This window comes from Paraglaciecola aquimarina, from assembly GCF_032464635.1.
In the GTDB taxonomy this organism is placed as follows: Bacteria; Pseudomonadota; Gammaproteobacteria; order Enterobacterales; family Alteromonadaceae; genus Paraglaciecola; species Paraglaciecola aquimarina.
In genome coordinates this window covers 4393236-4416188 of the sequence record NZ_JAWDIO010000002.1, presented here as the reverse complement: position 1 = coordinate 4416188, position 22953 = coordinate 4393236, and the positions used below count along the sequence as shown (strand labels likewise).

14 protein-coding genes, 5 tRNA genes and 7 pseudogenes are annotated in these 22953 nt (G+C 41.9%); 10 read left to right on the top strand and 16 right to left on the bottom strand.

Going from position 1 to position 22953, the window contains the following annotated elements:
- Positions 1-48: 48 nt before the first annotated feature.
- Both lpoB and RS130_RS21915 read left to right on the top strand, forming a co-directional pair.
- The gene (gene lpoB / locus RS130_RS21920) at positions 49-651 is read left to right on the top strand and encodes a penicillin-binding protein activator LpoB (RefSeq protein ID WP_316027683.1); all 603 of its coding nucleotides are present in this window, start codon (positions 49-51) and stop codon (positions 649-651) included.
- A 14-nt stretch (positions 652-665) separates the two neighbouring features.
- Positions 666-1132: pseudogene (locus RS130_RS21915) on the top strand (outer membrane lipoprotein).
- Positions 1133-1193: 61 nt separating this feature from the next.
- Here RS130_RS21915 and RS130_RS21910 read toward each other — a convergent pair.
- Complete coding sequence (locus tag RS130_RS21910; RefSeq protein WP_316027682.1) at positions 1194-1385, bottom strand: YwbE family protein; 192 nt, start codon at positions 1383-1385, stop codon at positions 1194-1196.
- 367 nt (positions 1386-1752) lie between these two features.
- On the opposite strand from RS130_RS21910, the gene RS130_RS21905 reads away from it, so the two are divergent.
- From RS130_RS21905 to RS130_RS21880, 6 genes and pseudogenes are all read left to right on the top strand, one after another.
- On the top strand, positions 1753-2730 hold the full coding sequence (locus RS130_RS21905; RefSeq protein WP_316027681.1) for a DUF1852 domain-containing protein: 978 nt from the start codon (positions 1753-1755) through the stop codon (positions 2728-2730).
- Between the two features lie 66 nt (positions 2731-2796).
- On the top strand, positions 2797-3876 hold the full coding sequence (locus RS130_RS21900; protein WP_316027680.1) for a methionine synthase: 1080 nt from the start codon (positions 2797-2799) through the stop codon (positions 3874-3876).
- A gap of 188 nt (positions 3877-4064) precedes the next feature.
- Positions 4065-4948, top strand: a pseudogene (locus RS130_RS21895) (LysR family transcriptional regulator).
- Between the two features lie 530 nt (positions 4949-5478).
- The gene (locus tag RS130_RS21890) at positions 5479-5835 is read left to right on the top strand and encodes a hypothetical protein (protein WP_316027679.1); all 357 of its coding nucleotides are present in this window, start codon (positions 5479-5481) and stop codon (positions 5833-5835) included.
- A 118-nt stretch (positions 5836-5953) separates the two neighbouring features.
- Positions 5954-8037 (top strand): annotated as a pseudogene (locus RS130_RS21885) (TonB-dependent receptor plug domain-containing protein).
- Between the two features lie 646 nt (positions 8038-8683).
- Positions 8684-9085: a hypothetical protein gene (locus RS130_RS21880; protein ID WP_316027678.1), complete on the top strand. Its 402-nt coding sequence runs from the start codon at positions 8684-8686 to the stop codon at positions 9083-9085.
- An 18-nt stretch (positions 9086-9103) separates the two neighbouring features.
- Here RS130_RS21880 and nth read toward each other — a convergent pair.
- The 9 genes and pseudogenes from nth to RS130_RS21835 form a co-directional block, all read right to left on the bottom strand.
- Positions 9104-9737 (bottom strand): annotated as a pseudogene (gene nth / locus RS130_RS21875) (endonuclease III).
- Positions 9738-9780: 43 nt separating this feature from the next.
- Positions 9781-10480 (bottom strand): annotated as a pseudogene (locus tag RS130_RS21870) (electron transport complex subunit E).
- A gap of 9 nt (positions 10481-10489) precedes the next feature.
- Positions 10490-11158, bottom strand: a complete 669-nt coding sequence (gene rsxG / locus RS130_RS21865) for an electron transport complex subunit RsxG (protein ID WP_316027677.1) — start codon at positions 11156-11158, stop codon at positions 10490-10492.
- Positions 11159-11161: 3 nt separating this feature from the next.
- A pseudogene (gene rsxD, locus RS130_RS21860) lies at positions 11162-12242 on the bottom strand (electron transport complex subunit RsxD).
- Positions 12239-14494, bottom strand: a complete 2256-nt coding sequence (rsxC, locus tag RS130_RS21855; RefSeq protein WP_316027676.1) for an electron transport complex subunit RsxC — start codon at positions 14492-14494, stop codon at positions 12239-12241. The pseudogene rsxD and the gene rsxC overlap by 4 nt, the downstream one beginning before the upstream one ends.
- A gap of 8 nt (positions 14495-14502) precedes the next feature.
- Positions 14503-15069, bottom strand: coding sequence for an electron transport complex subunit RsxB (gene rsxB / locus RS130_RS21850; protein WP_316027675.1), 567 nt, complete (start codon positions 15067-15069; stop codon positions 14503-14505).
- Complete coding sequence (rsxA, locus tag RS130_RS21845; RefSeq protein ID WP_316027674.1) at positions 15069-15650, bottom strand: electron transport complex subunit RsxA; 582 nt, start codon at positions 15648-15650, stop codon at positions 15069-15071. Before rsxA ends, rsxB begins: the two co-directional genes overlap by 1 nt.
- Before the next feature lie 159 nt (positions 15651-15809).
- Positions 15810-15886, bottom strand: a tRNA-Asn gene (locus RS130_RS21840).
- A gap of 45 nt (positions 15887-15931) precedes the next feature.
- Positions 15932-16008, bottom strand: a tRNA-Asn gene (locus RS130_RS21835).
- A gap of 943 nt (positions 16009-16951) precedes the next feature.
- Here RS130_RS21835 and RS130_RS21830 point away from each other — a divergent pair.
- Positions 16952-18328: an MATE family efflux transporter gene (locus RS130_RS21830; protein WP_316027673.1), complete on the top strand. Its 1377-nt coding sequence runs from the start codon at positions 16952-16954 to the stop codon at positions 18326-18328.
- 5 nt (positions 18329-18333) lie between these two features.
- Positions 18334-20354, top strand: a pseudogene (gene uvrB / locus RS130_RS21825) (excinuclease ABC subunit UvrB).
- Between the two features lie 323 nt (positions 20355-20677).
- Here the strand turns inward: uvrB and RS130_RS21820 are convergent.
- From RS130_RS21820 to RS130_RS21800, 6 genes are all read right to left on the bottom strand, one after another.
- Positions 20678-20753 (bottom strand) — tRNA-Val (locus RS130_RS21820).
- A gap of 139 nt (positions 20754-20892) precedes the next feature.
- Positions 20893-20968 (bottom strand) — tRNA-Val (locus RS130_RS21815).
- 139 nt (positions 20969-21107) lie between these two features.
- Positions 21108-21183: transfer RNA gene (locus tag RS130_RS21810), tRNA-Val, on the bottom strand.
- A gap of 537 nt (positions 21184-21720) precedes the next feature.
- Complete coding sequence (locus tag RS130_RS24010) at positions 21721-21822, bottom strand: hypothetical protein (RefSeq protein WP_428982880.1); 102 nt, start codon at positions 21820-21822, stop codon at positions 21721-21723.
- A gap of 19 nt (positions 21823-21841) precedes the next feature.
- Positions 21842-22042, bottom strand: a complete 201-nt coding sequence (locus tag RS130_RS21805; RefSeq protein WP_316027672.1) for an AzlD domain-containing protein — start codon at positions 22040-22042, stop codon at positions 21842-21844.
- On the bottom strand, positions 22035-22775 hold the full coding sequence (locus tag RS130_RS21800; RefSeq protein ID WP_316027671.1) for an AzlC family ABC transporter permease: 741 nt from the start codon (positions 22773-22775) through the stop codon (positions 22035-22037). The genes RS130_RS21805 and RS130_RS21800 overlap by 8 nt, the downstream gene beginning before the upstream one ends.
- Positions 22776-22953 lie beyond the last annotated feature (178 nt).

Genomic DNA, 22953 nt, shown 5'->3' with positions numbered 1-22953 from the left:
AGCGTTTTCAATTTTTTATATAGTCATTTGAACAACAGGAAAAGTAAGATGAAAAAGTACCTTTTAGTAACAGTCGCAGGTTTGTCGATCTCTCTGCTAGCGGGTTGTGCGAACAAACCTGTCGTTAGATATGGTGATGCCGAGGCGGTAGAAACGACCAATATCAATTTTGGTTCTACCGACTTACAAAAAGTGGCGAATCAAATGGCAGATTCGCTTGTGGCCTCTCCTGTAGTTGGCACATTAACCGCCAATAAAAGACCAATTATGTTTGTGGATTCTGTGAAAAACAAAACCAGTGAACATATAGACACTGAGTCAATTACCGATTCCATCACCACTAAATTGCTGCAATCAGGTAAGTTTCGGTTTGTTGATATGAGTAAAGTAGACGCCGTACGAGAGCAGTTTAATTTTCAATATGAAAGTGGTTTAGTGGATACTCGTAAAGCGGTGCAATTTGGTAAACAAGTAGGGGCTGAGTACATGTTGTACGGCAATTTGTCGAGTATTGTTAAGAATAACGCCGACCAAGCTGATCTGTACTACAAGTTCACTATGCGTTTAATGGATTTAGAAAGTGGTTTAGTTGAATGGGCAGATGAAACCGAAATTCGTAAAACCCGTACGAAAGAAATGGTAGGTTGGTAAGTGAGGACAACATTATGAAAGCATTCATATTTTGTATTTTAATTCTAGGCTTTACGTCTGCTAGTTATGCAGATTATGAACGTAACAAAGCGGTACCCGTGGAAAAAGTATTATTTGGTAAAGTGAAAACGGTACGAAATCTCACTGAAACAGAATTGATCCAAGATCGAGATAATGGCTGGAAGTCTTTTGGTGGTGCCTTAATAGGTGGCACCATAGGCAACCAATTTGGTAGTGGCCGAGGGCGAGTGGTGACAACCATATTAGGTGCTCTGATCGGTAGCACGGTAGCCAGTCAAGACTCAGCGAGCCAACAGCAAATTACCTTAAGCATTTGGTTGAGTTGATGATAGTTACTGAGCGTGGCGAGGAATACATGGTAATCCAAGATTTTGATCAACAGATGATCTTCCAGCCGCGGGATAAAATTCGCATGATTTATTTGGCCGATGGTTCGGTAAGAATTGATAAGCAGTTCTAAGGCGAATGATTATGCTAATTCCCTTAAATAACCATGCTGTTTGTCATTTTCGCTATGTCGCTCAGTGAATTACTTTGACTCTACCAACCTTACCATCATCTAACATGACTTTTATACCATGGGGATGATTGGCTGAATTGGTGAGTATTTTAGCCACCACACCTTCGGTTAAATCACCGCTTCTTTGATCTTGTTTCAGCACAATTGATACCTCAGCACCAATTTTAATATTGGCTCTTTTGTTACCGTCCATTATTTGTTCCTATTTTTTCTGAGCTTATTCGCGTTCACATGCATCATCTAAGGCATGTCGCTTTTTTGGCAAGTATAACTGCTTGGCAAAATTAACCAACGGTGCAAGTCAATTTTATATTCAGCAGGGAAGGCTTATTTGATACTGCGCTAGATAGTGTATCTAGTTATTATGAATATATTTCATCTATCAATGAAATATGACCATTTTTATTCATGTTACTAACCCAGTATAAAGTCATCCTACTCTGAGCGACCAGATAGCACTTCCTGGATCCGGAACAGTGCCTCTAACAAGGGAATGGAAATCCAGAATGAGTAAAGCATTAATCTTGGTTAAATAAATTTAAATCGGACACTACAGCATCATGAATAAAGCGTTTACATTTACTATTAAAAACATTTGTCTCGATGAAAACTATCAACCTGCAGACAATACACGTATCACCACCAACTTTGCTAATTTGGCTAGAGGTGCCAGCAGGCAGCAGAATTTACGCAATGCATTGAAGATGATCGATGATCGTTTCAATGCCTTAGCTTACTGGGACAATCTCAAAGGAGATCGCTATTCTGTGCAGCTTGAAATTATCTCCGTGGAAATGGATATGCAGAAAAGCGGCTACAGCTTTCCGTCTATCGAAGTGTTAAAAACCAATATTATCGATCATCAAACAAATGAGCGTATTGAAGGCATAGTAGGAAATAATTTTTCTTCTTATGTGCGGGACTATGATTTTAGTGTTGTGCTAGGCGCTCACAATAAAGGACGAGCTCAATTTAGCATTCCCGATGATTTTGGCGAACTACACGGCAAGCTGTTCAAATGTTTCGTCAACTCTAGCGCTTACAAAGAGCATTTCAAAAAGTTGCCGGTTATTTGCTTAAGTGTGTCTGATAGTAAAACTTATCAGCGCGCTGACAATCAACATCCGGTCTTAGGGTATGAATATATTCCTAACGAATCTTCACTAACTGAGCAATATTTCAAGAAAATGGGTTTGCAGGTTCGTTACTTTATGCCCTCAAAGAGTGTTGCTCCTTTAGCATTCTACTTCTCTGGCGACTTATTGAATGACTACAGTAACCTAGAATTGATTAGCACCATCAGTACTATGGAGACCTTTCAAAAAATTTACCGCCCCGAGATTTACAATGCAAATGTTGTGGCAGGCAATTGTTATCAACCCAATCTGCACAACCAAGATCATGCACTTACAAAAATTGTTTACGACAGAGAAGAGCGCAGTCAGTTGGCGATCAAGCAGGGTAAATTTGCGGAACAGCATTTTATTAAACCCTATCAAACAGAGCTTGAACAGTGGTCTGCTAATTACGGGGTTTAACCAAGCTAGGTGTTTGGTTATCAGTGCAACACTCTATACAGAATAAAAGGTACAGCAGTAAATATTATGAAAACATCGACTTTAGAAAAACACAGCGTGAAATCCAATATTTGTACACACTTATTGCCAACAGCAACGGCAGGTAGTTTACCTAAACCTTCTTGGCTGGCAGAGCCAGAAGCGTTGTGGTCACCATGGAAATTGCAAGGGCAAGAGTTAATTGACGGCAAACATGATGCATTGCGCGTGTCTTTACAAGAACAACAGCATGCAGGCATTGATATTGTCAGTGACGGTGAACAAACTCGGCAACACTTTGTGACTACTTTTATTGAGCATCTAACGGGTGTTGATTTTGAAAATCGTAAAACCGTTAAAATTCGTGATCGTTATGATGCAAGTGTGCCGACAGTAGTGGGGCCGGTATCACGACCAAAATCAGTTTTTGTGGAAGATGCGAAAATATTAAGGCAGCAAACTGATAAGCCTATAAAGTGGGCACTACCCGGCCCGATGACAATGATCGATACTTTGTTTGATGAGCACTACAAAAGCCGTGAGAAATTAGCATGGGAATTTGCCAAAATTCTCAATCAAGAAGCCAAAGAGTTGCAAGCCGTGGGGGTTGATATCATTCAATTTGATGAGCCCGCATTTAACGTGTTTTTTGATGAGGTAAATGAGTGGGGCATTGCTTGTTTAGAAAGAGCCATACAAGGGCTTGAATGCGAAACAGCGGTACATATTTGTTATGGTTATGGAATACAGGCAAATACCGATTGGAAAAAAACATTGGGTTCGCAGTGGCGTCAATATGAAGAAACCTTCCCTAAATTACAAAAATCTAATATCGATATCATCTCGCTAGAGTGTCACAACTCCCATGTGCCAATTGAATTGCTGGAATTAATTCGAGGAAAAAAGGTCATGGTGGGGGCCATAGATGTGGCCACAAATAACATTGAAACGCCAGAAGAAGTGGCCAATACCCTAAGAGCAGCACTTAAATATGTCGACGCAGACAAGCTTTACCCTTGTACCAATTGCGGCATGGCACCTTTGTCTCGAGATGTGGCGAAGGGCAAGTTAAATGCTTTACGAGCCGGGGCGGAAATTGTTCGCAGAGAGTTGTTGGAAAATACTTAACAGGCAGGCAGTCATCTATTGCGGCGGGATAAAATATCGCTAAGTTGAAACCTTAGCCTGTAAAGTCATGACAGAGCTATGCCATGACTAATGGCGAATAAGGCAATTAATTGATGAGCAAAAATGCTATAACATTGTCAAATAATGAAAATTGCTCATCAATTAAGCTTAACTGAAGGAGTTTCCAGTTGTTAGAGAGGATCCATTTAGAAATACTCACCTCAATCAAAGAGCATGGTACGTTAACTAAAGCGGCTGACGTTTTGCACCTATCTCAGTCTGCACTAAGCCACAGTATTAAAAAACTGGAAGGTCAAATTGGCACGTCAATTTGGAAAAAAGAAGGGCGAAACTTGCGTCTCACAGCGGCCGGAGAGCGCGTTCAAACCCTTGCAAATAGAGTATTGCCGCAATTTTCACACACCGAGTTGCTGCTCAAGCAAATAGCCAAAGGCGAATTGGGCTCGCTCCGAATTGGGATGGAATGTCATCCTTGTTATCAATGGTTACTTAGGGTCATTCAACCCTATTTGGATAAGTGGCCTGATATTGATATGGACGTAATGCAGGAATTTCAGTTTGGCGCCTTAGGTGCTTTACTGAGCTATGATATTGATGTTCTTATCACGCCCGATCCTCTGTTTAAGCCGAAAATAGACTATATCCCTGTTTTTGATTATGAACACCGACTAGTTGTGGCTACTTGCCATCCTCTGGCTAAACAAGACTTTGTTTTGCCCGAGCAGTTAACAGAAGAAGTGTTGTTTAGTTACCCTGTGGAACCGATGCGCTTGGATATTTTTAATCAATTTCTTAACCCAGCAAAGTGCTCGGTAAAGAAACACAAAAATATTGAAACTACGGAAATAATGCTACAGATGGTTGCAGCGGGACGAGGTGTGTGTGCCTTACCGGGTTGGTTAGTGGACGAACACTCAAAATCAATGCCAATTAAAAGCCTACGTTTTGGAGAGAAGGGATCAGCAAACAAATCTTTGTAGGTATTCGTAAAGATGAACAACACATTGGTTACCTAAATGATTTTATTGCCCATGCGAAAAATACCAAATGACCCTCTTGCCAAAGGCCAAGTTATTGCGCCGGGCAATGCTGAGCACGGCAAACTCTACAATCTAATCGTGCTCAATATGCTAAATGATATCTGCTAGTTGTTCGCAGTTTGTGGCTACCAAAGCTCTTCGCCGTTTTGTCGCGAGTTTAAAAGGTTATACAGGCAACCTCCTAAGTAGTGGATAAAATGGAGCCTTAACAGTCGTGGATAAAATCCCCACAGAGCTAAACGTTTTTGGGGGATTGCTTAGCCTATAAATTAGCCAAAAACACAGCTTAGATAGGGCGTGCATTCGTATTCATCATTTTAACCCGTAGTGGCACAGCACGCAGCTGCAAGTCTTCTAGCTCTAATGAGAAAACAAGTGTACATACTCGTAACTGGCCTTCACTTATTTAGCAAAAATCCATACAATAGCGGGGTTTTTGTTAGATCTTAACCACCTCATTTTTATTAAGAGTTATATGTGTAAACCATTGTCAAAATTGCTGTTCATGATAACGCTGTTGCTTGCCTTTGTCGGGCAATCCATGGCGTACCATTTTGTGGCGTTTGATGATAGCGGTCGCTCGCAAACCGTTGAGGGTGAGGCCGCTGAACAAATAAAAGGTAACAAACTCAGTCACGAGCTCAATGATGGTCTTCTCAATAGTATCGATGGCGTTAAGTCATTAGTATCAGACGATACTGATGATTGTTGCGATATAGACTGCTGTGAAGGCGATTGCTTTTGTCCTGCAAACGCATGTACTTCTATGGTTTATGTAGACAACACCCTTGCTCTGTCAAAGTTAATACTCAACAGTGAGTTAGCCTTGTCATTCGTGCAAGCATCCCCCCAGTATATTGTTAGTTCTTTGTATCGACCGCCTATTTTTACTTCTTAGTTCATCGTATCCCCCTAGAAAACACTAAAACTCGTTTTATGAATTGCGAAATCTTCGCAGTTTTTGGCATTACTTGAGGTAAAAAATGCTTACTAAATATTCTAAAGTCGCTATAGCTATGCTGTTGGTGCCTGCAATATCTTACGCAAATGAAGGCGGCCAGCATCAGGCAGCTTATAACGAAGGCCTTGAAGAAGGTCACGAAGAGCGCCATGAAGCTGAACATCAAGAGCAAAAAGAGCATCACAATGAAGCTGGCCACCATGATGAGCATAAAGATGATCATCATGGGCATGACGAACCTAAGATTGAAAAAATTCAAGTCACGGCTTCGCGCCTAGGGCGAATTGTCACCGAGTCGGCTACTCGCACAGAAATTATCAACGGCGAAGAAATTCAAGAAAAAGCCATGATGCGACCAGGTAATATTTCTATGTTGGTTGCCGAAACAGGCGGTGTGCGGGTGCAAAATACCTCTCCAGCCTTGGGCAGTGCCAATATTCGTTTGCAAAGCTTGTATGGTCGCTATACCCAACTGCTCAGTGATGGTTTGCCTTTATACGGCGGCCAAACGGCATCAATTGGTTTATTACAAATCCCGCCTACTGATCTGGCGAATGTTGAAATTATTAAAGGCTCTGCATCGTCGCTCTATGGCGGTTCTGCCTTAGGCGGTGTGATTAATCTTATTTCTCGTACCCCGTCAGATGAGTTTGAAGGGGAGGTGTTATTAAACGCCACCTCAAAAAATGGCCAAGATTTTACCTCTTACCTTGCTGCACCTATTAATAAAAACACCAGTGCTTCGTTAACCGCAGGTATACACAATCAACAGCAACAAGATTTAGATGACGATGGTTGGCTAGATATGGCCGAATTCCAGCGGGCGACCATTCGCCCCCGTTTATATTGGCAGGGGAAAACGGCGAGAATTTGTATGTGACAGTGGGGGCCATGAAGGAGCAGCGTAACGGCGGTACTGCAGAAGGTGCAACTGTGCCCGACGGCACTTCATTTGTGCAAAACCAAGACTCACTTAGGCTCGACAGTGGCTTTATTTTTGACAAACCTCTGGGGAATGATCTTAACCTGAATTTACGTGGCTCTGCTATGCGCCAAGAGCACGACCATGTTTATGGCGTGATTGAAGAGAACGACCTTCATCAAAGTTACTTACTTGAGTCTAGCGTATCGGGATATAGTGATAAAACTGCATGGGTTGTGGGTGCTGCTTACCAAGTCGAGCGTTTCGAATCCCAAGACTTTGCCGAGTTTAATTATCACTATCAAGTACCTGAGTTATTTTCTCAGGTGGATTATGAAGCCAGTGACGATGTATCGCTTTCGCTTAGCGCCCGTGCCGATTGGCATAGTGAATATGGTACCCAGTTTAGTCCAAGGGTGTCAGTGTTATATAATCCAGACAACTGGACCATTCGCGGCTCATATGGCCAAGGCTTTTTTGCTCCCACCCCTTTTATTGAAGACATTGAAGACGCGGGTTTATCGCGCCTAGCACCCTTTGAAAATGTTATTGAAGAGCAAGCTACCACAGCTTCAATCGACGTTACTTACCTGTTTGATAGTATTGAAACTAGCCTGACAATATTTTCGTCTGACGTAGATAATGTCACTGAGCTTGTCGTGATTGACCCTGTCGATGGCTTTGATAATCAACCTAGTTCAAACAAAAAAGTGCGTATTGTCAATGCTTTAGGGGCCAGCGAAATACGTGGCGCTGAATTACTGCTGCGCTATCGCTGGCGTGACATCAAACTCACAGGCAGTTATCTGTATACGGATGCCACCAAACAAAGTGAGACAGGCATAGGCCGCGAACCATTAACACTCACGCCAAAACATTCAGCAGGGGCGGTGATCATGTGGGAAGAACATGGCAGCCACTTGGTTGGATTCGAAGCTTACTACACAGGGACCCAGCACTTAGAAGATGATTATCTGGCCAGCACTGGGCATAGTAAAAGTGAGGCCTATTGGTACTTAGGTTTACTCGGCCAAATAACCATTGGCAAAGTGAGCTATTTCTTAAATGCCGAAAACCTACTCAATGTGCGTCAAACTAAAGACTATTCGTTGTTGCTAGCACAACAAGCCCCAAGTGGCCGCTGGACCACAGATATTTGGTCACGGAACGACGGCTTCACTGTAAACGCAGGTGTTCGTTTTAAGTTTGGGGATTAGTGGGATTAAAGGTTAATATGATAAATCGACAGGCAGGCCATACCCCCGATCGGGGTCTTTAGTTTGTCTGTCGTTTTGTCAAAATTAGATACATTTTTATGGCTTACTCTATGCCGTTCAGGAGTTATGCCCTATGAAATGAATGTTTGTTCAGATTTTTGGGAGATAAATGCTGTCAAACGTTTTTATACCACCTTAGTCATTCCGGTGTGCTTTTTAGCCGGAATCCATTCTTTTTAATATCTTATTGAGTTAGCTGCTATTGAGACCCCCATGATACTAGCTCCTATTGAGAGCTCCTATTGAGAAGCTCCTATTGAGACACCCATGATACCAGCGTCGCTTCGATAGATATCTGGAAGCTGGGAAAACCTGCGTGATTATTTTCATTGCAATTTTATGGCTTACTCTATGCCGTTCAGGAGTTATGCCCTATGAAATGAATGTTTGTTCATATTTTTGGGAGATAAATGCTGGATCCCTGCTAACAGCTTGCGGGAACGACAAGCGTTGACGGCAATTGTAAACCCAGCGGAACAGGTATGTTCAAAACTAAGTATCATTGTCGGTTTAAAATTAACATGGCTGTCCTGATAAGCGCTTTTTGTACACTCTCTTGGTGGATTGGTAATTAGATCTTATTTGCATGAAAAACAAAGACAGTCTAATTAATCAAAATATCGGTGAAATTGTACTGATGGGAACTCCCAATACAGGTAGCGAGTTTGCTGATTACATAAGTGATTCTTGGTTAATGAAAATAGGCGGTGAAATAAGCACTGCATTAATGACAGGTAAAAATAGTTTAGGCAGTCACCTTGAAGAGATAGACGTCAACTTAGGCATTATTGCAGGGAATAAAGCCTCTAGCCTAACCAGTGAATATTTTATCGGACCAAATGACGGATTGGTGTCGGTAGAATCAACAAAGCTAAAAAGTATGAGTGACTTTATCGAGATAGAAGTCACTCATACGCAAATGCGATACGATTTGGAGGTTGCAGAACAAACTATTCACTTTTTAAAACAAGGGGAATTTAAGCACTAACAAACGTTTGTGTGATACTTAATCAGTTTTTTCTTTAAACTCACATAAATCTTCAATAATACAAGAACCGCAACGTGGCTTACGAGCCACGCAGGTGTAACGACCATGTAAAATTAACCAATGGTGTACATCCACTTTAAATTCAGCCGGTACTACTTTAAGTAGTTTTTGTTCAACTAAATCAACATTCTTGCCCATGGCCAGTTTGGTGCGGTTCGACACTCTGAATATATGGGTGTCTACCGCTATGGTGGGCCAGCCAAAAGCGGTATTTAGCACCACGTTAGCGGTTTTACGGCCAACGCTACAGGTAAAGCTTCTAATGCGGCTCTATTTTCTGGTACTTCGCCACCATGTAAGTCCACCAACATTTGGCAGGTTTTCATGGTGTTGATGGCTTTGGTGTTAAATAAACCTATGGTTTTGATATATGATTTTAACCCTTCTAAGCCTAAATCTAATATTGCTTGGGGGTGTTAGCCACTGGGTAAAGTTTCGCTGTGGCTTTATTTACGCCTACGTCTGTTGCTTGAGCGGATAGTAAAACAGCGATCAATAACTCAAATGGTGAACTAAAATTAAGCTCGGTAGTGGGATGGGGATTGTCATCTCGTAAGCGAGTTAATATTTCTAAACGTTTGGATTTATTCATTTTGCTATCGTTTTATTGTTTTAGAAGTTAGCGCTTAACAGCTCTAGCTTTCATTCGTTACTCGCGCTCTTTGCACGATTTTTTGTTCTTTTTCTCGGCAAATATGCTTTCCATATGGGCGTCGAGTATATTTTTAAAAGCAATAATAAAGCCCATAAAGATAAAGGCTCCTGTGGGGTAAAATTGCTAATAAAAACGGACTATCTGTTTCAAATACGGTGATTTTTAATACTGTGGCCCAGTTGCCCATTAGCAAGTTTGCGCCGTCGAATAAGGTGCCGTTGCCTAGCAGTTCGCGTAATGCGCCGAGAAGAACCAATACGAGGGTAAACCCCAGTCCCATCATTAAGCCATCGAATGCCGATTTACCTAAGCTGTTTTTTGAGGCGTATGCTTCGGCACGGCCAATAATGGCGCAATTGGTCACAATCAGTGGGATAAATATGCCTAGGGCTTGATATAGCTTGAAGGTATAGGCATTCATTAAAAGTTGAATAATGGTCACAAAAGCGGCAATGATCATCACAAAAATTGGAATGCGAATTTCATTGGGGATCAAATTGCGAATTAACGAGACTGTAGCGTTTGAGCCAATCAGTACAAGTGTGGTTGCTATACCTAAACCTAGTCCGTTTGTTAAGGTTTGAGTAACGGCAAGTAATGGACATAAGCCTAATAATTGGATTAAAGCAGGGTTGTTTTTCCACAATCCTTGCCAAGGTTAGTTCTTTAAAGTCATTCATTTATTTGGCTCACTGGTTTGCGCTATCAAGCTGGCAAGCATTGTCTGCAGTAAAAATGCTTTGTTGATTGGCCAAGTAGTACTCGATACTTTTTCTAACTGCTTTGACTACCGCTCTTGGGGTAATGGTGGCGCCGGTAAATTGATCAAACTTGCCACCATCTTTTTTGACTGTCCACATATCACTGATATCTGGATGGTATTTTTGTTGTTCAAAGTCTAACACCCAATCACTGATCCTGAGCTCGATTTTATCACCTAGGCCGGGTGTTTCTTTGTGCTGAAGAACACGTACACCCGACACCACGACATTGTCAGGAGCAGGGGAATACATGCCAACAACTAAATGAATTTTACCGCTATAACCATCAGGTGCGGTGGTTTCGATTGCTACGGCAATCGCTTCGCCTTGTTTGGTGGCGCGGTACACCTTCTGCGGTGCTTTGTTGCCCAATAAATCAGGTTCGGTGACGATTGCGCAATCGAACTGAATTTCGTTGTCGAAGCTAGATTCATCAACAATAGCATGCAAAATTGATTGTAGCTTTAGTTGTTGCTGACGCTCTATTTGGTCTTTGGTACCAAAGTAGGTTAGGGCAATAAGGCCGGTGGTAACCACAGCAAAAACGGCTAGAACAAGTCCATTCTTGAGCATGTTGTTTTGTATAGTTTGGGTCATGGGTTATGGGCCCTTTTTGGATTGTGTAGCCGTGTGGCCGTATGTGCGAGGTCGCGTATAGTAGTCAATTAAAGGTACTGCCATATTCATAATGACCACAGCAAAAGCGATAGCGTCGGGATAGCCGCCCCAAGTACGAATAATATAAACCCAGATACCAATAGCAGCGCCAAATATTAACCGACCTTTGTTGGTCGTAGAAGCTGACACTGGATCGGTGGCGATAAAAAATGCGCCGACTATTATGCTGCCATTTAGCAAATGAAATACAAAAGAAGGATATCGATCGCCGTCAATCAGCGACATAAATAGAGCGCAAATAACCAAACCAGCAATCATACTGGCGGGAATATGCCAATTAATTACTTTTTGTTTGATTAAAAATAGCCCTCCGGCTAAGTAAGCTAAACTCACCCAGCTTGAAGCAACGCCAACACCACTAATCACACTATTGAAAATGCTATGTTCGAGCCCTTCAGAATAAGTGAAGCCCTGCAGCAACCCTGTTTTGACGGTGTCGATAGGTGTGGCCATGGTGACGCCGTCGAAGTCTGTTCGCAACTGCGCTAGGCTAAAACCTTCACGGCTATAATCGGTAAATATGGCATAGACAGCATCTATAAATCCGTGGGAATACTGGGCTAAACTTGCGGGTGGTAGCCATTGGGTCATATGTACAGGAAATGACACCAGTAGCATCACATAGGCGGCCATTGCGGGGTTAAAGATATTAAAGCCTAGTCCGCCATAAAGCTGTTTGACTATTCCTATGGCAAAGATGGTGCCTATCACTACTACCCACCAAGGGGCAAAAGACGGGATACTAATTGCTAATAATATTGCAGTGACGATTGCACTGTAGTCTTTTAAGGCTCGTTCAAAGTCACGCTTACGCAATTCGAGCATCGCCGCCTCGGTAATGGTGGCGGTGATGACTGCTAACATTATTTGGATCAGTGTGCCCCATCCAAAGAACCAAGTTTGCATTAGTATACCGGACTAGCGCCAGAATGACCAATCTCATGACTTGGCCCGTATTCCGCCTTGCATGTTGGTGAGGTGAGCTGGCTAATTTAAAATTCATGAGTTATTTTCGCTATTGTCTTCGTTTGTTTTTTCAGCCAATTTTTTGGCCTTAGCTTTGGCGACTGCAGCGGCTATTCTGCGCTTTTTGTTTTCTATTTGTTCGTTTTCGCTTAAGGCTTCGGTAACTGCAGGTACTTGTCGCTCAGCTGAGCTGTTCTCTTTAGCATTTTTTTGCGCGTCTCGTTTGGCTTTTGCTTTGGCTACTGCTGAAGCAATGCGGGCCTTTTTGGCTTGCTCTTTGAGTTCGGCTTGTTTAGCTAAATCATGCTCGCTATTGTTACCTTCAAGGTTGTCGGCGTCGTGGATCTTAGCAGAAATGGGGGAAGCGTTGTCCGCTGTAGGCTGATTGCCTAGAGCCGTATTCTGCGCTGCATGGTGCTCATCTTTTGAATCGCTAACATCACTGACAGGTTGGCTTGTATCTACCTCAGACGGTTTGTTCTCTGGCGTTGCATTGGCCTGGAGCACTGGATTTTGGCTGCTGTCATCGAGCTTATCTTGGCTATTTTGTTCTGCTTTGGCCTGAGCGGCGGCTTTTTTAGCTTTGGCTCGGGCAATGGCAGCTTGAACCCGTTGATTAGAACTCGCTGATTTCTGTGTTGCCTCTGGTGCTTGATTATTTGCAGAGGCTGAGGCTTGCTCGGGCTTTGCCGCTTCATTCGGTGCTGGTGATGTAGCTTGATTGTTAGAGGCGAGTTGTTCTTTCTTAGCTTTAGCCCGGGCGAGTGCCGCCGCTATTTTATCTTTTGCGTCATTGCCCTTTGATGCCATAGCTTGCTTGCGAGCTTCAGCGGCTAAGCGATGTTTTTCATCACGGGCTTTTTGATCGGCTTCGAGCCTAGCTGCGCGTTTTTCAAAGCGTTCACGTGCCTTATCTGCTAATTGTTTCTCTTGTTTCTCTGCTTTTATCTCTGCTTTAGCCACACGATAGTAATGAACCAGTGGAATTTCACTGGGGCATACATAAGCGCAAGCGCCACATTCAATACAATCAAATAAATTGTATTCTTGTACTTTGTCTAACTCTTTGGCCTTCGCATGCCAAAACATTTGCTGCGGTAATAAACTGGCTGGGCATACATCAGCACAGGCACCGCAGCGAATACAAGCTTGCTCTTGGGTTTCGGCTATTTCTTTATGGGTGGGAACCAAAATACAGTTAGTGATTTTTACGACAGGCACTAAATCACTGGTCACGGTAAAGCCCATCATTGGCCCGCCCATAATCACATTTGCTTGTTTTTGTTTATCTTTTTGATAATTACAGTGCTGTAACAAATGTTTGATTGGAGTACCAAGTAAAGTCCAATAATTGCCCGTCGTATTGACGGCTTGCCCAGTGACGGTGACCACTCTTTGAATTAGTGGCTTTCCTGAAAATATGGCGTCGGATATCGCATAACAGGTGCCGACATTTTGGCTAATTACGCCAATATCAATAGGTAATCCTTTGGCCGGGACTTCGCGGTTGGTCAGAATTTGAATGAGTTGCTTCTCGCCGCCTGAAGGATATTTCGTAGGGACCTGACATACACTGTAAAGAGAGTTTTCGCGACAGGCTATCTGCATAGCCTCGATGGCTTCAGGTTTATTATCTTCAATGGCAATAATGACTTTTTTCGGCGAAAGTAGATGGGTTAATACATCAATACCTTGACGTATTTGCCATGCATGTTCACGCATCAGTCTATCATCAGCAGTTATATAAGGTTCGCACTCGACTCCGTTAATAATTAAAAACTCGACTTCTTTATGGGTCGACAATTTTATATGTGAGGGAAACCCAGCTCCGCCCATACCGCTAATACCGGCGTCACATATCTTACTGAGAACATCCATTTTCGGGTGATTCTGATAATCAACAAGAGGTGTTAATTCTATCCAGGTGTCTTTTTGGTCGGTGTCTATCTTAATAGTGACTTCAGGTAAACCAGAAGGGTGAGAAGATACATGATCATCAATTGCGCTAATGGTACCCGACGTAGGTGCATGGATAGGCACAGCATAGGGATTACTACTTTGTGTTAGGGGCTGACCTTTTAACACGTGCTGACCAACTTTTACAATAATATGCCCTTCAACACCTATGTGCTGTTTTATCGGGACATACAGATGATCTGCAATTGGTAATGGCGCAATAGGTTGTCGATTAGAGAGTTGTTTATGCCCTTTAGGGTGAATTCCACCAGTAAAATCCCATAGCTGCTCACTGTCTATTTTTTGAATGATATCGTCGAAGTTAGTTTGCATAAGGTCTGCTAATTCACTTGTTTTATTGCTATGGGTTCTAACTTCCATTGCCAAGAGCTGGTGTTAGTGGCAACGGGCAGCATATCAATGCAATCTACTGGACAAGGCTCTACACATAAGTCGCATCCGGTACATTCGTCGGTTATAACGGTATGCATTTGTTTGGCCGCCCCTATAATGGCGTCTACCGGACAGGCTTGGATACATTTGGTGCAACCAATGCATTCGGCTTCACGAATGTAGGCTACTTTTTTGCCTTCTTCTTGACCATGAGCAGAATCAAGGGAGGTAGCTTCTACACCCATTAAATCGGCTAATTTTTTAATGGTAGCATCGCCGCCAGGAGGACATTTATTAATATCGTCGCCATTGGCAATGGCTTCAGCATATGGTTTACAGCCGGGATACCCACATTGACCACATTGTGTTTGCGGTAAAATTTCGTCGATTTGCTCTACTAAAGGGTCACCTTCAACTTTGAATTTTACCGCAGCAAACCCTAGTATCGAGCCAAATACTAGCGCCATTATGCCAATGGTAATTAGCGCGGTAACTATGACTAGAGTAAAAGACATTAAAACTTCACCAAGCCAGTAAAGCCCATAAAGGCGAGTGACATTAAGCCAGCTGTAATCATACCTATTGACGCGCCTTTAAACGGTTTTGGGACGTCGGCTACCGCTAACCTTTCCCGCATAGCCGCAAACAAAATGAGCACTAATGAAAATCCCGCTGCGGCACCAAATCCGTAAATGATCGATTGAACAAAGTTGTGATCTTTATTGATGTTAAGTAAAGCAACCCCTAATACTGCGCAGTTAGTTGTGATTAAAGGCAAAAATATGCCTAGTAGGCGATATAGAGTAGGGCTAGTTTTGTGCACTACCATTTCGGTAAACTGCACGACTACTGCTATCACCAAAATAAAACTCAAAGTGCGTAAATAACCAATGCCTAAAGGCATTAATATGTAATGTTCAACCAAATAACTAGATAGTGAGGCAAGTGTTAATACAAAGGTGGTTGCCATTGACATGCCTATGGCTGTTTCAAGTTTGCCAGACACGCCCATGAAAGGGCACAAACCTAAAAATTGCGCTAGTACAAAATTGTTAACCAGCACGGTGCCAATTAATAGAAGTAAAAATTCTGTCATTTTTAGTGGGTATTTACCGAAGGAAGAAAAATCTTGGTTATTATCTTAGTTTCAGAAGCCATTAACAACTTGATATTAAAAAGTTTATGCTCTTTAAAGTAAATAATATAAATAAAATTGAGAATTAAGAAGAAATGTAATCAGATATGAGCCAAAATTTGGCTCCCCCTCCCCGACTCGAACGGGGGACCTGCGGATTAACAGTCCGTCGCTCTAACCAGCTGAGCTAAGGGGGAATTCAAATTTTTTATTTAAACAGTTAACTATTTAAATAACTGTAGTGGCTCCCCCTCCCCGACTCGAACGGGGGACCTGCGGATTAACAGTCCGTCGCTCTAACCAGCTGAGCTAAGGGGGAATTACAGTTCCGTTGTTAAGCAATCAAGTTTATATAAACTGGGCTGCTTTTCAACGGTGGCGAATGTTAATGAGCAAGCAGCCTGCTGTCAATACTCAAAGTAAGTATTTTTCGATATTTTTTTAATATTGTATTTAATATAAACAAAAGTATCGTTTCCAGAAATAAACAAGCTTTATTTAAGCTTTTTTGGGAAATATTTTTGTTGTAACCAATCAAAATTTTACTGTTAATTTTAAAGATCCATTTTTACGTTCTTTATATTGATTAGTTATTAATAAATGATTGATTACTGGTTATATAATCAGTATTTCATAAAACTGTAACCTTACAAGGGCATTCCTAAGGTTAGTGAACACTAATGCATAGAATAGACAAGATCAGGTCTAAACTACGTGGTTTGTAGGTTGGCGTTACTTATCCACGAAACCTGTGGATAAGTGTGTGAATTAATTTATAGATCCATATGGATCTACTAGATGTTTAATGTCAAGAGTAGTTGTTAGAAATGGCGCTATAAATAATAAAATCCTTTTAATACAAGTGTTTATTGAATATTTTGGGCGCTGGTTTATTTTCAATTTAAATGTGTGTTTTGTTTGTATTTTGCTTGTGTGTTGTTTTTTAAGAAATTTTTTTAGAATTGCTAAAAGACTAGGTTTTAACAGAAATATTCTATGTTTTATTTCTGTCATATAGTTGACAAAATGCTAAGTATTAAAAAGTAGTATAGAAAAACAACAATTAAAATAGTTGACAAATGTATCTAAAAAGAGACGTTTTATATTTTTCACAAGAGTTACATTTTTGTAACAAATTGCAGGCTAAAATTAGCTATTGAAGTCATAAAATTCGCGTATCATGGCTGCTTTAATTATTAACTTTAGATGTCTTCAGCGGTTCAGTTAATTCGTCTAATTCGCTATTTGAAGTGAGAAAAATATTGAGTTCTCAAACTAATCATTCTCGATCCCCTGATTTGTTGAATAATGATATCAGTCATACTTTGTACAAAATGACGCTGCCAATGATTGTTGGCATGGTTATGTTAATGACATTTGGTTTAGTCGACACATTCTTTATTGGCATGATAGGGACCCAAGAATTAGCGGCAATTAGTTTTACGTTTCCCGTTACCTTTACTGTTATTAGTTTAAATATAGGGTTAGGGATTGGTACATCGGCCGTTATTGCGCGAATAGTGGGGGCTGGTGACAGTATCAAGGCCAAAGAGACGGCAACTGGGGCATTAATGTTAACCTTAGTATTGGCTGTGAGTCTAGCCGTATTAGGTGTGTTAACTATTGAGCCAATCTTCAAACTACTTGGCGCCGACGCGGCTTTACTGGTGTTAATACATGATTATATGGTGGTTTGGTATCTTGCTGGCTTATTTTTAGCCCTGCCTATGGTTGGCAATAGTGTGTTACGCGCGTCGGGTGATACAAAAACGCCTAGTTTGGTCATGGCCTTTGGGGGCTTCGTTAATGCGATCCTTGATCCCATATTGATTTTTGGCTGGGGCCCAGTACCAGCGCTAGGGATCCAAGGAGCGGCAATCGCCACGTTGATCGCATGGGCGGTTAGCTTGTTTTATATTTTATATTTACTCGCGATTAAACGAAAACTCATGGGACCCAGATTATTAAACTGGCATGAGTTCAGACGCAGCAGTGGCGGTATACTGAAAATTGGATTGCCCGCTGCTGGCGCTAATATGTTAACTCCTATTGCGACAGGTATAGTGACAGCTATCGTCGCAACATATGGTCATTCTGCGGTTGCAGCTTGGGGAGTAGGGGGAAGGTTAGAGTCTATCGCGATGATCGTTGTATTGGCACTATCCATGTCTTTGCCACCTTTTATTAGCCAGAATTATGGAGCAAATAAACTAGACCGGGTTAATCAAGCTTATAGCCTATGCGTTAAGTTCGTGTTGGCTTGGCAATTGCTGATGTTTGTTATTGTTGCTTTGTTGTCACAGTTTATCGCTGTTATTTTTAGCAATGAGAAAGAAGTGTCCGATACCATAGTGCTGTTTTTATTGATGGTACCTTTAGGTTATGGTCTACAAGGTGTAACTATTTTAACCAATTCCTCTTTTAATGCTATGCATATGCCGATGTCAGCCTTAGTTCTCAATGCATTAAGGTTATTTGTATTTGTTGTACCTATTTCTTATGTGGGTAGCCTATGGTTTGATCTCACGGGGATCTTCATCGGCACAGTAGTGGCTAATTTGTTGGTAGGGTGTATCGCGGTCTATTGGTGTAAGAAAGTACTAAATCGTAAGTTTAATTTAACTAAAGTGAGTCATTAGTTTTTATGAGTAGAAGTTTTGAAATTTCGTCATCATATTCTCCAGCAGGCGATCAACCAAAAGCGATTAACGCGCTAGTAGAAGGTTTAGATAACGGCTTAGCTCGGCAAATCTTACTAGGTGTTACTGGCTCTGGTAAAACCTTTACTATGGCCAATGTTATTAAGCAGGTACAAAGGCCCACTTTAATTCTGGCCCATAATAAGACACTGGCTGCGCAGTTATATGGTGAGATGAAAGAGTTTTTTCCAAATAATGCTGTTGAGTACTTTGTTTCTTATTATGATTATTACCAGCCTGAAGCCTATGTGCCATCTAGCGATACCTTTATCGAAAAAGACGCGTCTATCAATGAACACATAGAACAAATGCGCTTATCAGCGACTAAATCCTTAATGGAAAGGCGCGATGTTATTATTGTATCTAGCGTGTCGGCTATTTATGGTTTGGGAGACCCTGAATCGTATATGAAGATGTTAGTGCACTTTCGTCAAGGTGACATTATGAATCAGCGCGACATTTTACGTCGCTTAGCTGAAATTCAATATACTCGCAATGACGTGGCATTTGAAAGGGGGACATTCAGGGTTAGGGGGGATGTCATTGACGTGTTTCCTGCGGATTCGGAGCGGGAAGGAATTCGGGTAGAATTGTTCGATGAAGAAATTGAAAGAATAAGTATTTTTGATCCTCTTACCGGAGCTATTGAGAAAACCGTGACCAGAGCGACGGTGTTTCCTAAGACTCATTATGTAACACCCAGAGAGAAAATTCTTGATGCAATCGAGCATATTAAAGTAGAGCTACAAGAAAGGCGTGAGCAACTTAAGTCAGTGAATAAGCTAGTTGAAGAACAGCGCGTCTCACAACGTTGCCAATTTGATATTGAAATGATGCAAGAGCTGGGCTATTGCTCTGGAATCGAAAACTATTCCCGATATTTGTCGGGACGTCCACCAGGCGATCCGCCGCCCACTTTAATTGATTATTTTCCTGCAGATGGCTTGATGTTTATTGACGAATCACATGTCACAGTGTCACAAATAGGCGCTATGTACAAAGGAGATCGGTCTCGAAAAGAAACGTTAGTGGAGTATGGCTTTCGGTTACCTTCCGCACTGGACAATAGGCCACTTAAGTTCGAAGAATTTGAGCGCATCAGCCCACAAACTATTTATGTGTCTGCTACACCTATGGAAAATTTGAGTTAGCGGAAGTGCCTGAAGAAGACATAGTGGAGCAAGTTGTACGACCAACGGGGTTAATTGATCCGGAGATTGAAGTACGCCCAGTAGGTACTCAAGTCGATGATTTGTTGTCTGAAATTCACAAATGTGTTGCTAAGAATGAACGGGTTTTAGTGACGACCTTAACCAAGCGTATGTCTGAAGACCTAAGTGATTATTTAGATGAGCATGGGGTAAAAGTACGCTACTTACATTCAGATATTGATACGGTTGAACGTATAGAAATTATTCGAGATCTACGTATTGGTAAATTTGATGTGCTAGTGGGCATTAACTTACTAAGAGAAGGGTTAGACATGCCAGAGGTTTCATTAGTGGCCATTCTAGACGCAGATAAAGAAGGATTCTTGCGTTCGGATCGATCGTTGATCCAAACTATTGGACGAGCAGCTAGACACATCAATGGTCGCGCTATTTTATATGGCGATAAGATCACAGGGTCAATGCAACGAGCGATGGAAGAAACAGAGCGCAGGCGGGAAAAACAAATCGCCCATAATTTGAAACATGGCATCACCCCAATGCAATTGAATAAACCGATTACCGATATAATGGATGTTGGCGATTCAAGTTCTGCTCAGGGCAATAAAGTGAAGCTTAGACTAGTAGCCGAAGGGGCGAAAAAGTATCAAGCATTAAGTACGCCGCAGCTATTGCAGAAAATTACCGAACTAGAAAAAATTATGTTCAAAGCAGCTAAAGAGTTAGATTTTGAAAAAGCCGCCGGTTTGCGAGATGAAATAGAAGCTTACAGGGCGCAGATAGTGAAAAATGCTTAAACAGCATTAGAAAGTAAATATATGGAAGTGAATAGACAAAACTAGCAGCAAAACGATTATTCATTGAAGCAGAGATATTGACTTGATCTATTCAAGCAAAAATCAGCGATGCACTAATAAAGTTAATATGGAGTGGAGAAAAAGTGGTGGACACTACTGGGCTTGAACCACTCGCCTTTGTTTTATAAGAGGAGGCGATGTACTGATAAGGTTAACATTGAGTGAAGAAAAAGTGGTGGACGCTACTGGGCTTGAACCACTCGCCTTTGTTTTATAAGAGGAGGCGATGCACTAATAAGTGCTAACATGGAGTGAAGAAAAAGTGGTGGACGCTACTGGGCTTGAACCAGTGACCCTCGCCTTGTAAGGGCGATGCTCTCCCAACTGAGCTAAGCGTCCAAATTTGTTATGCTGGCTTGTAACCAGTGACCCTTGCCATTCTTGTTATAAGAGCGGCGATGCTCTGTCTTTTTTCAACTGAGCTAAGCGTCTGAATTTTTTATGTTCTATCGGCTTGAAACCAATAAAATTTGTAAAGTGGTGGACGCTACTGGGCTTGAACCAGTGACCCTCGCCTTGTAAGGGCGATGCTCTCCCAACTGAGCTAAGCGTCCAAATTTGTTATGCTGGCTTGTAACCAGTGACCCTTGCCATTCTTGTTATAAGAGCGGCGATGCTCTGTCTTTTTTCAACTGAGCTAAGCGTCTGAATTTTTTATGTTCTATCGGCTTGAAACCAATAAAATTTGTAAAGTGGTGGACGCTACTGGGCTTGAACCAGTGACCCTCGCCTTGTAAGGGCGATGCTCTCCCAACTGAGCTAAGCGTCCAAATTTGTTATGCTGGCTTGTAACCAGTGACCCTTGCCATTCTTGTTATAAGAGCGGCGATGCTCTGTCTTTTTTCAACTGAGCTAAGCGTCCGAATTTTTTATACTGGCTTGTAACCAGTGACCCTTGCCATTCTTGTCATAAGAGCGGCGATGCTCTGTCTTTTTTTCAACTGAGCTAAGCGTCCGATATTATTTATACTGGCTTGTAACCAGTGACCCTTGCCATTCTTGTTATAAGAGCGGCGATGCTCTGTCTTTTTTCAACTGAGCTAAGCGTCCGATATTATTTATACTGGCTTGTAACCAGTGACCCTTGCCATTCTTTTTATAAGAGCGGCGATGCTCTGTCTTTTTCAACTGAGCTAAGTGTCTATATATATTTCACTTTAAGCCTACGGCCTTAAGTGGAGCGCTATTATATGTATGCACTTGAAACTGTCAACATCTAAATTAAATTTATCGTTTAACTGAATAAAAACTGTCCATTTTTAGCTGTTTATAGCAATTGAGCGTGTGGGTATGGGACATTTGACAACTAGACAATTAAGTAAAATTTCAAAACTACATAGCTCAGCAGCCCCATCAAAATGGTTACAAATAGGCGTTTTTGGAGCAATGCAGTCAAAAATGCAACCACACTTGCCCCCAAAAATGGATTAGTGATATTCACCGCTAGTACCTTGGTCTCGATAAAAAATACTCTGCACTATGATCACCGTAAGAATGGCGATGGGCACATAAGATAAAGCTTGTTGCATAAATTTAGGTAACTTTAGGCGACTAGCTAAAGCAAAAGGCAGCAGCCTTGGAACAAAAGTCACTGTCGCCATTGCAAGGATTAAAAATGCTTCATTCATTGTCATACTGCTCTATTGGCGCATCGTGCGCATTACTTGCTAAGCGGTTTTCCGTCATAACCCCTACTATGATTGCCAATAAACTAGATACCAAGAGGCCAGATTGATGTGGCCAATGGTAGGTTAACACCCCGCCAATCGCCGCTGTGAGCGCGCAAATCCAATGACTGGGTAGTGTTAAGTGAGGAACAACAATGCCAATAAACGCTACAACCATGGCGATATCGAGTCCGAAGCTAGTGAGCGTAGGAAGTTGGCTGCCAAGGGTAATACCCAACCAAGTACATAATATCCAATTTAGGTACATAAATGCACTTGAGCCAAGATAATAAAAGGGCAGATGTTGATGTGCACCAATCATAGACATTTTGTGGTAAACCACCGCAAAAGTCTCGTCGGTAAGCGTAAATGCCATGGGCCAACGCCATTTTTGGCTAAGGTCATGCACCATTGGAATAAGTGAAATGCTATACAGCATATGCCTAAGATTAACGATCAATACAGTTAATACTATGATCGGCAGTGCCGCTCCAGAAGCTAGCATCGTAATTGCAATAAACTGTGAAGCGCCTGCAAAGACAAAAATTGAAATACTCAGTGTGACCCAGTCCGCTAAGCCTTGAGCTTGGCCCATCGCTCCAAAAACTAGTCCAAAAGGCATGGCTGCTACAACAAGCGGAAACGTATCTTTTATGCCAGAAACAAATAATGAATGTGTAGATAATGCTGACATATTTTTGGATCCTACTTTAGCTGATCTGAGAGAAAACTGGCGAGGTGTGTCAGAAAACACCTGATTGCAGCCCATATTTATAAGAGACTCCAGGAATACATCCAGCGTTCTCTGAGCAAGTCGTGAGTATGCAGGAATGATAGTTCCCTTTCAAATTCACAGAGCGCTGGATTTTAAG

Bases quoted from the DNA above. Each gene is read 5' to 3' on its own strand.
- RS130_RS21800 (WP_316027671.1), bottom strand. From the start codon at position 22,775: ATGTCAGCATTATCTACACATTCATTATTTGTTTCTGGCATAAAAGAT.
- lpoB (WP_316027683.1), top strand. From the start codon at position 49: ATGAAAAAGTACCTTTTAGTAACAGTCGCAGGTTTGTCGATCTCTCTG.
- RS130_RS21910 (WP_316027682.1), bottom strand. From the start codon at position 1,385: ATGGACGGTAACAAAAGAGCCAATATTAAAATTGGTGCTGAGGTATCA.
- rsxB (WP_316027675.1), bottom strand. From the start codon at position 15,069: ATGTCTTTTACTCTAGTCATAGTTACCGCGCTAATTACCATTGGCATA.
- RS130_RS21900 (WP_316027680.1), top strand. From the start codon at position 2,797: ATGAAAACATCGACTTTAGAAAAACACAGCGTGAAATCCAATATTTGT.
- RS130_RS21805 (WP_316027672.1), bottom strand. From the start codon at position 22,042: ATGAATGAAGCATTTTTAATCCTTGCAATGGCGACAGTGACTTTTGTT.
- rsxG (WP_316027677.1), bottom strand. From the start codon at position 11,158: ATGACCCAAACTATACAAAACAACATGCTCAAGAATGGACTTGTTCTA.
- RS130_RS21880 (WP_316027678.1), top strand. From the start codon at position 8,684: ATGAAAAACAAAGACAGTCTAATTAATCAAAATATCGGTGAAATTGTA.
- rsxA (WP_316027674.1), bottom strand. From the start codon at position 15,650: ATGACAGAATTTTTACTTCTATTAATTGGCACCGTGCTGGTTAACAAT.
- RS130_RS21905 (WP_316027681.1), top strand. From the start codon at position 1,753: ATGAATAAAGCGTTTACATTTACTATTAAAAACATTTGTCTCGATGAA.
- RS130_RS21890 (WP_316027679.1), top strand. From the start codon at position 5,479: ATGGCGTACCATTTTGTGGCGTTTGATGATAGCGGTCGCTCGCAAACC.
- rsxC (WP_316027676.1), bottom strand. From the start codon at position 14,494: ATGCAAACTAACTTCGACGATATCATTCAAAAAATAGACAGTGAGCAG.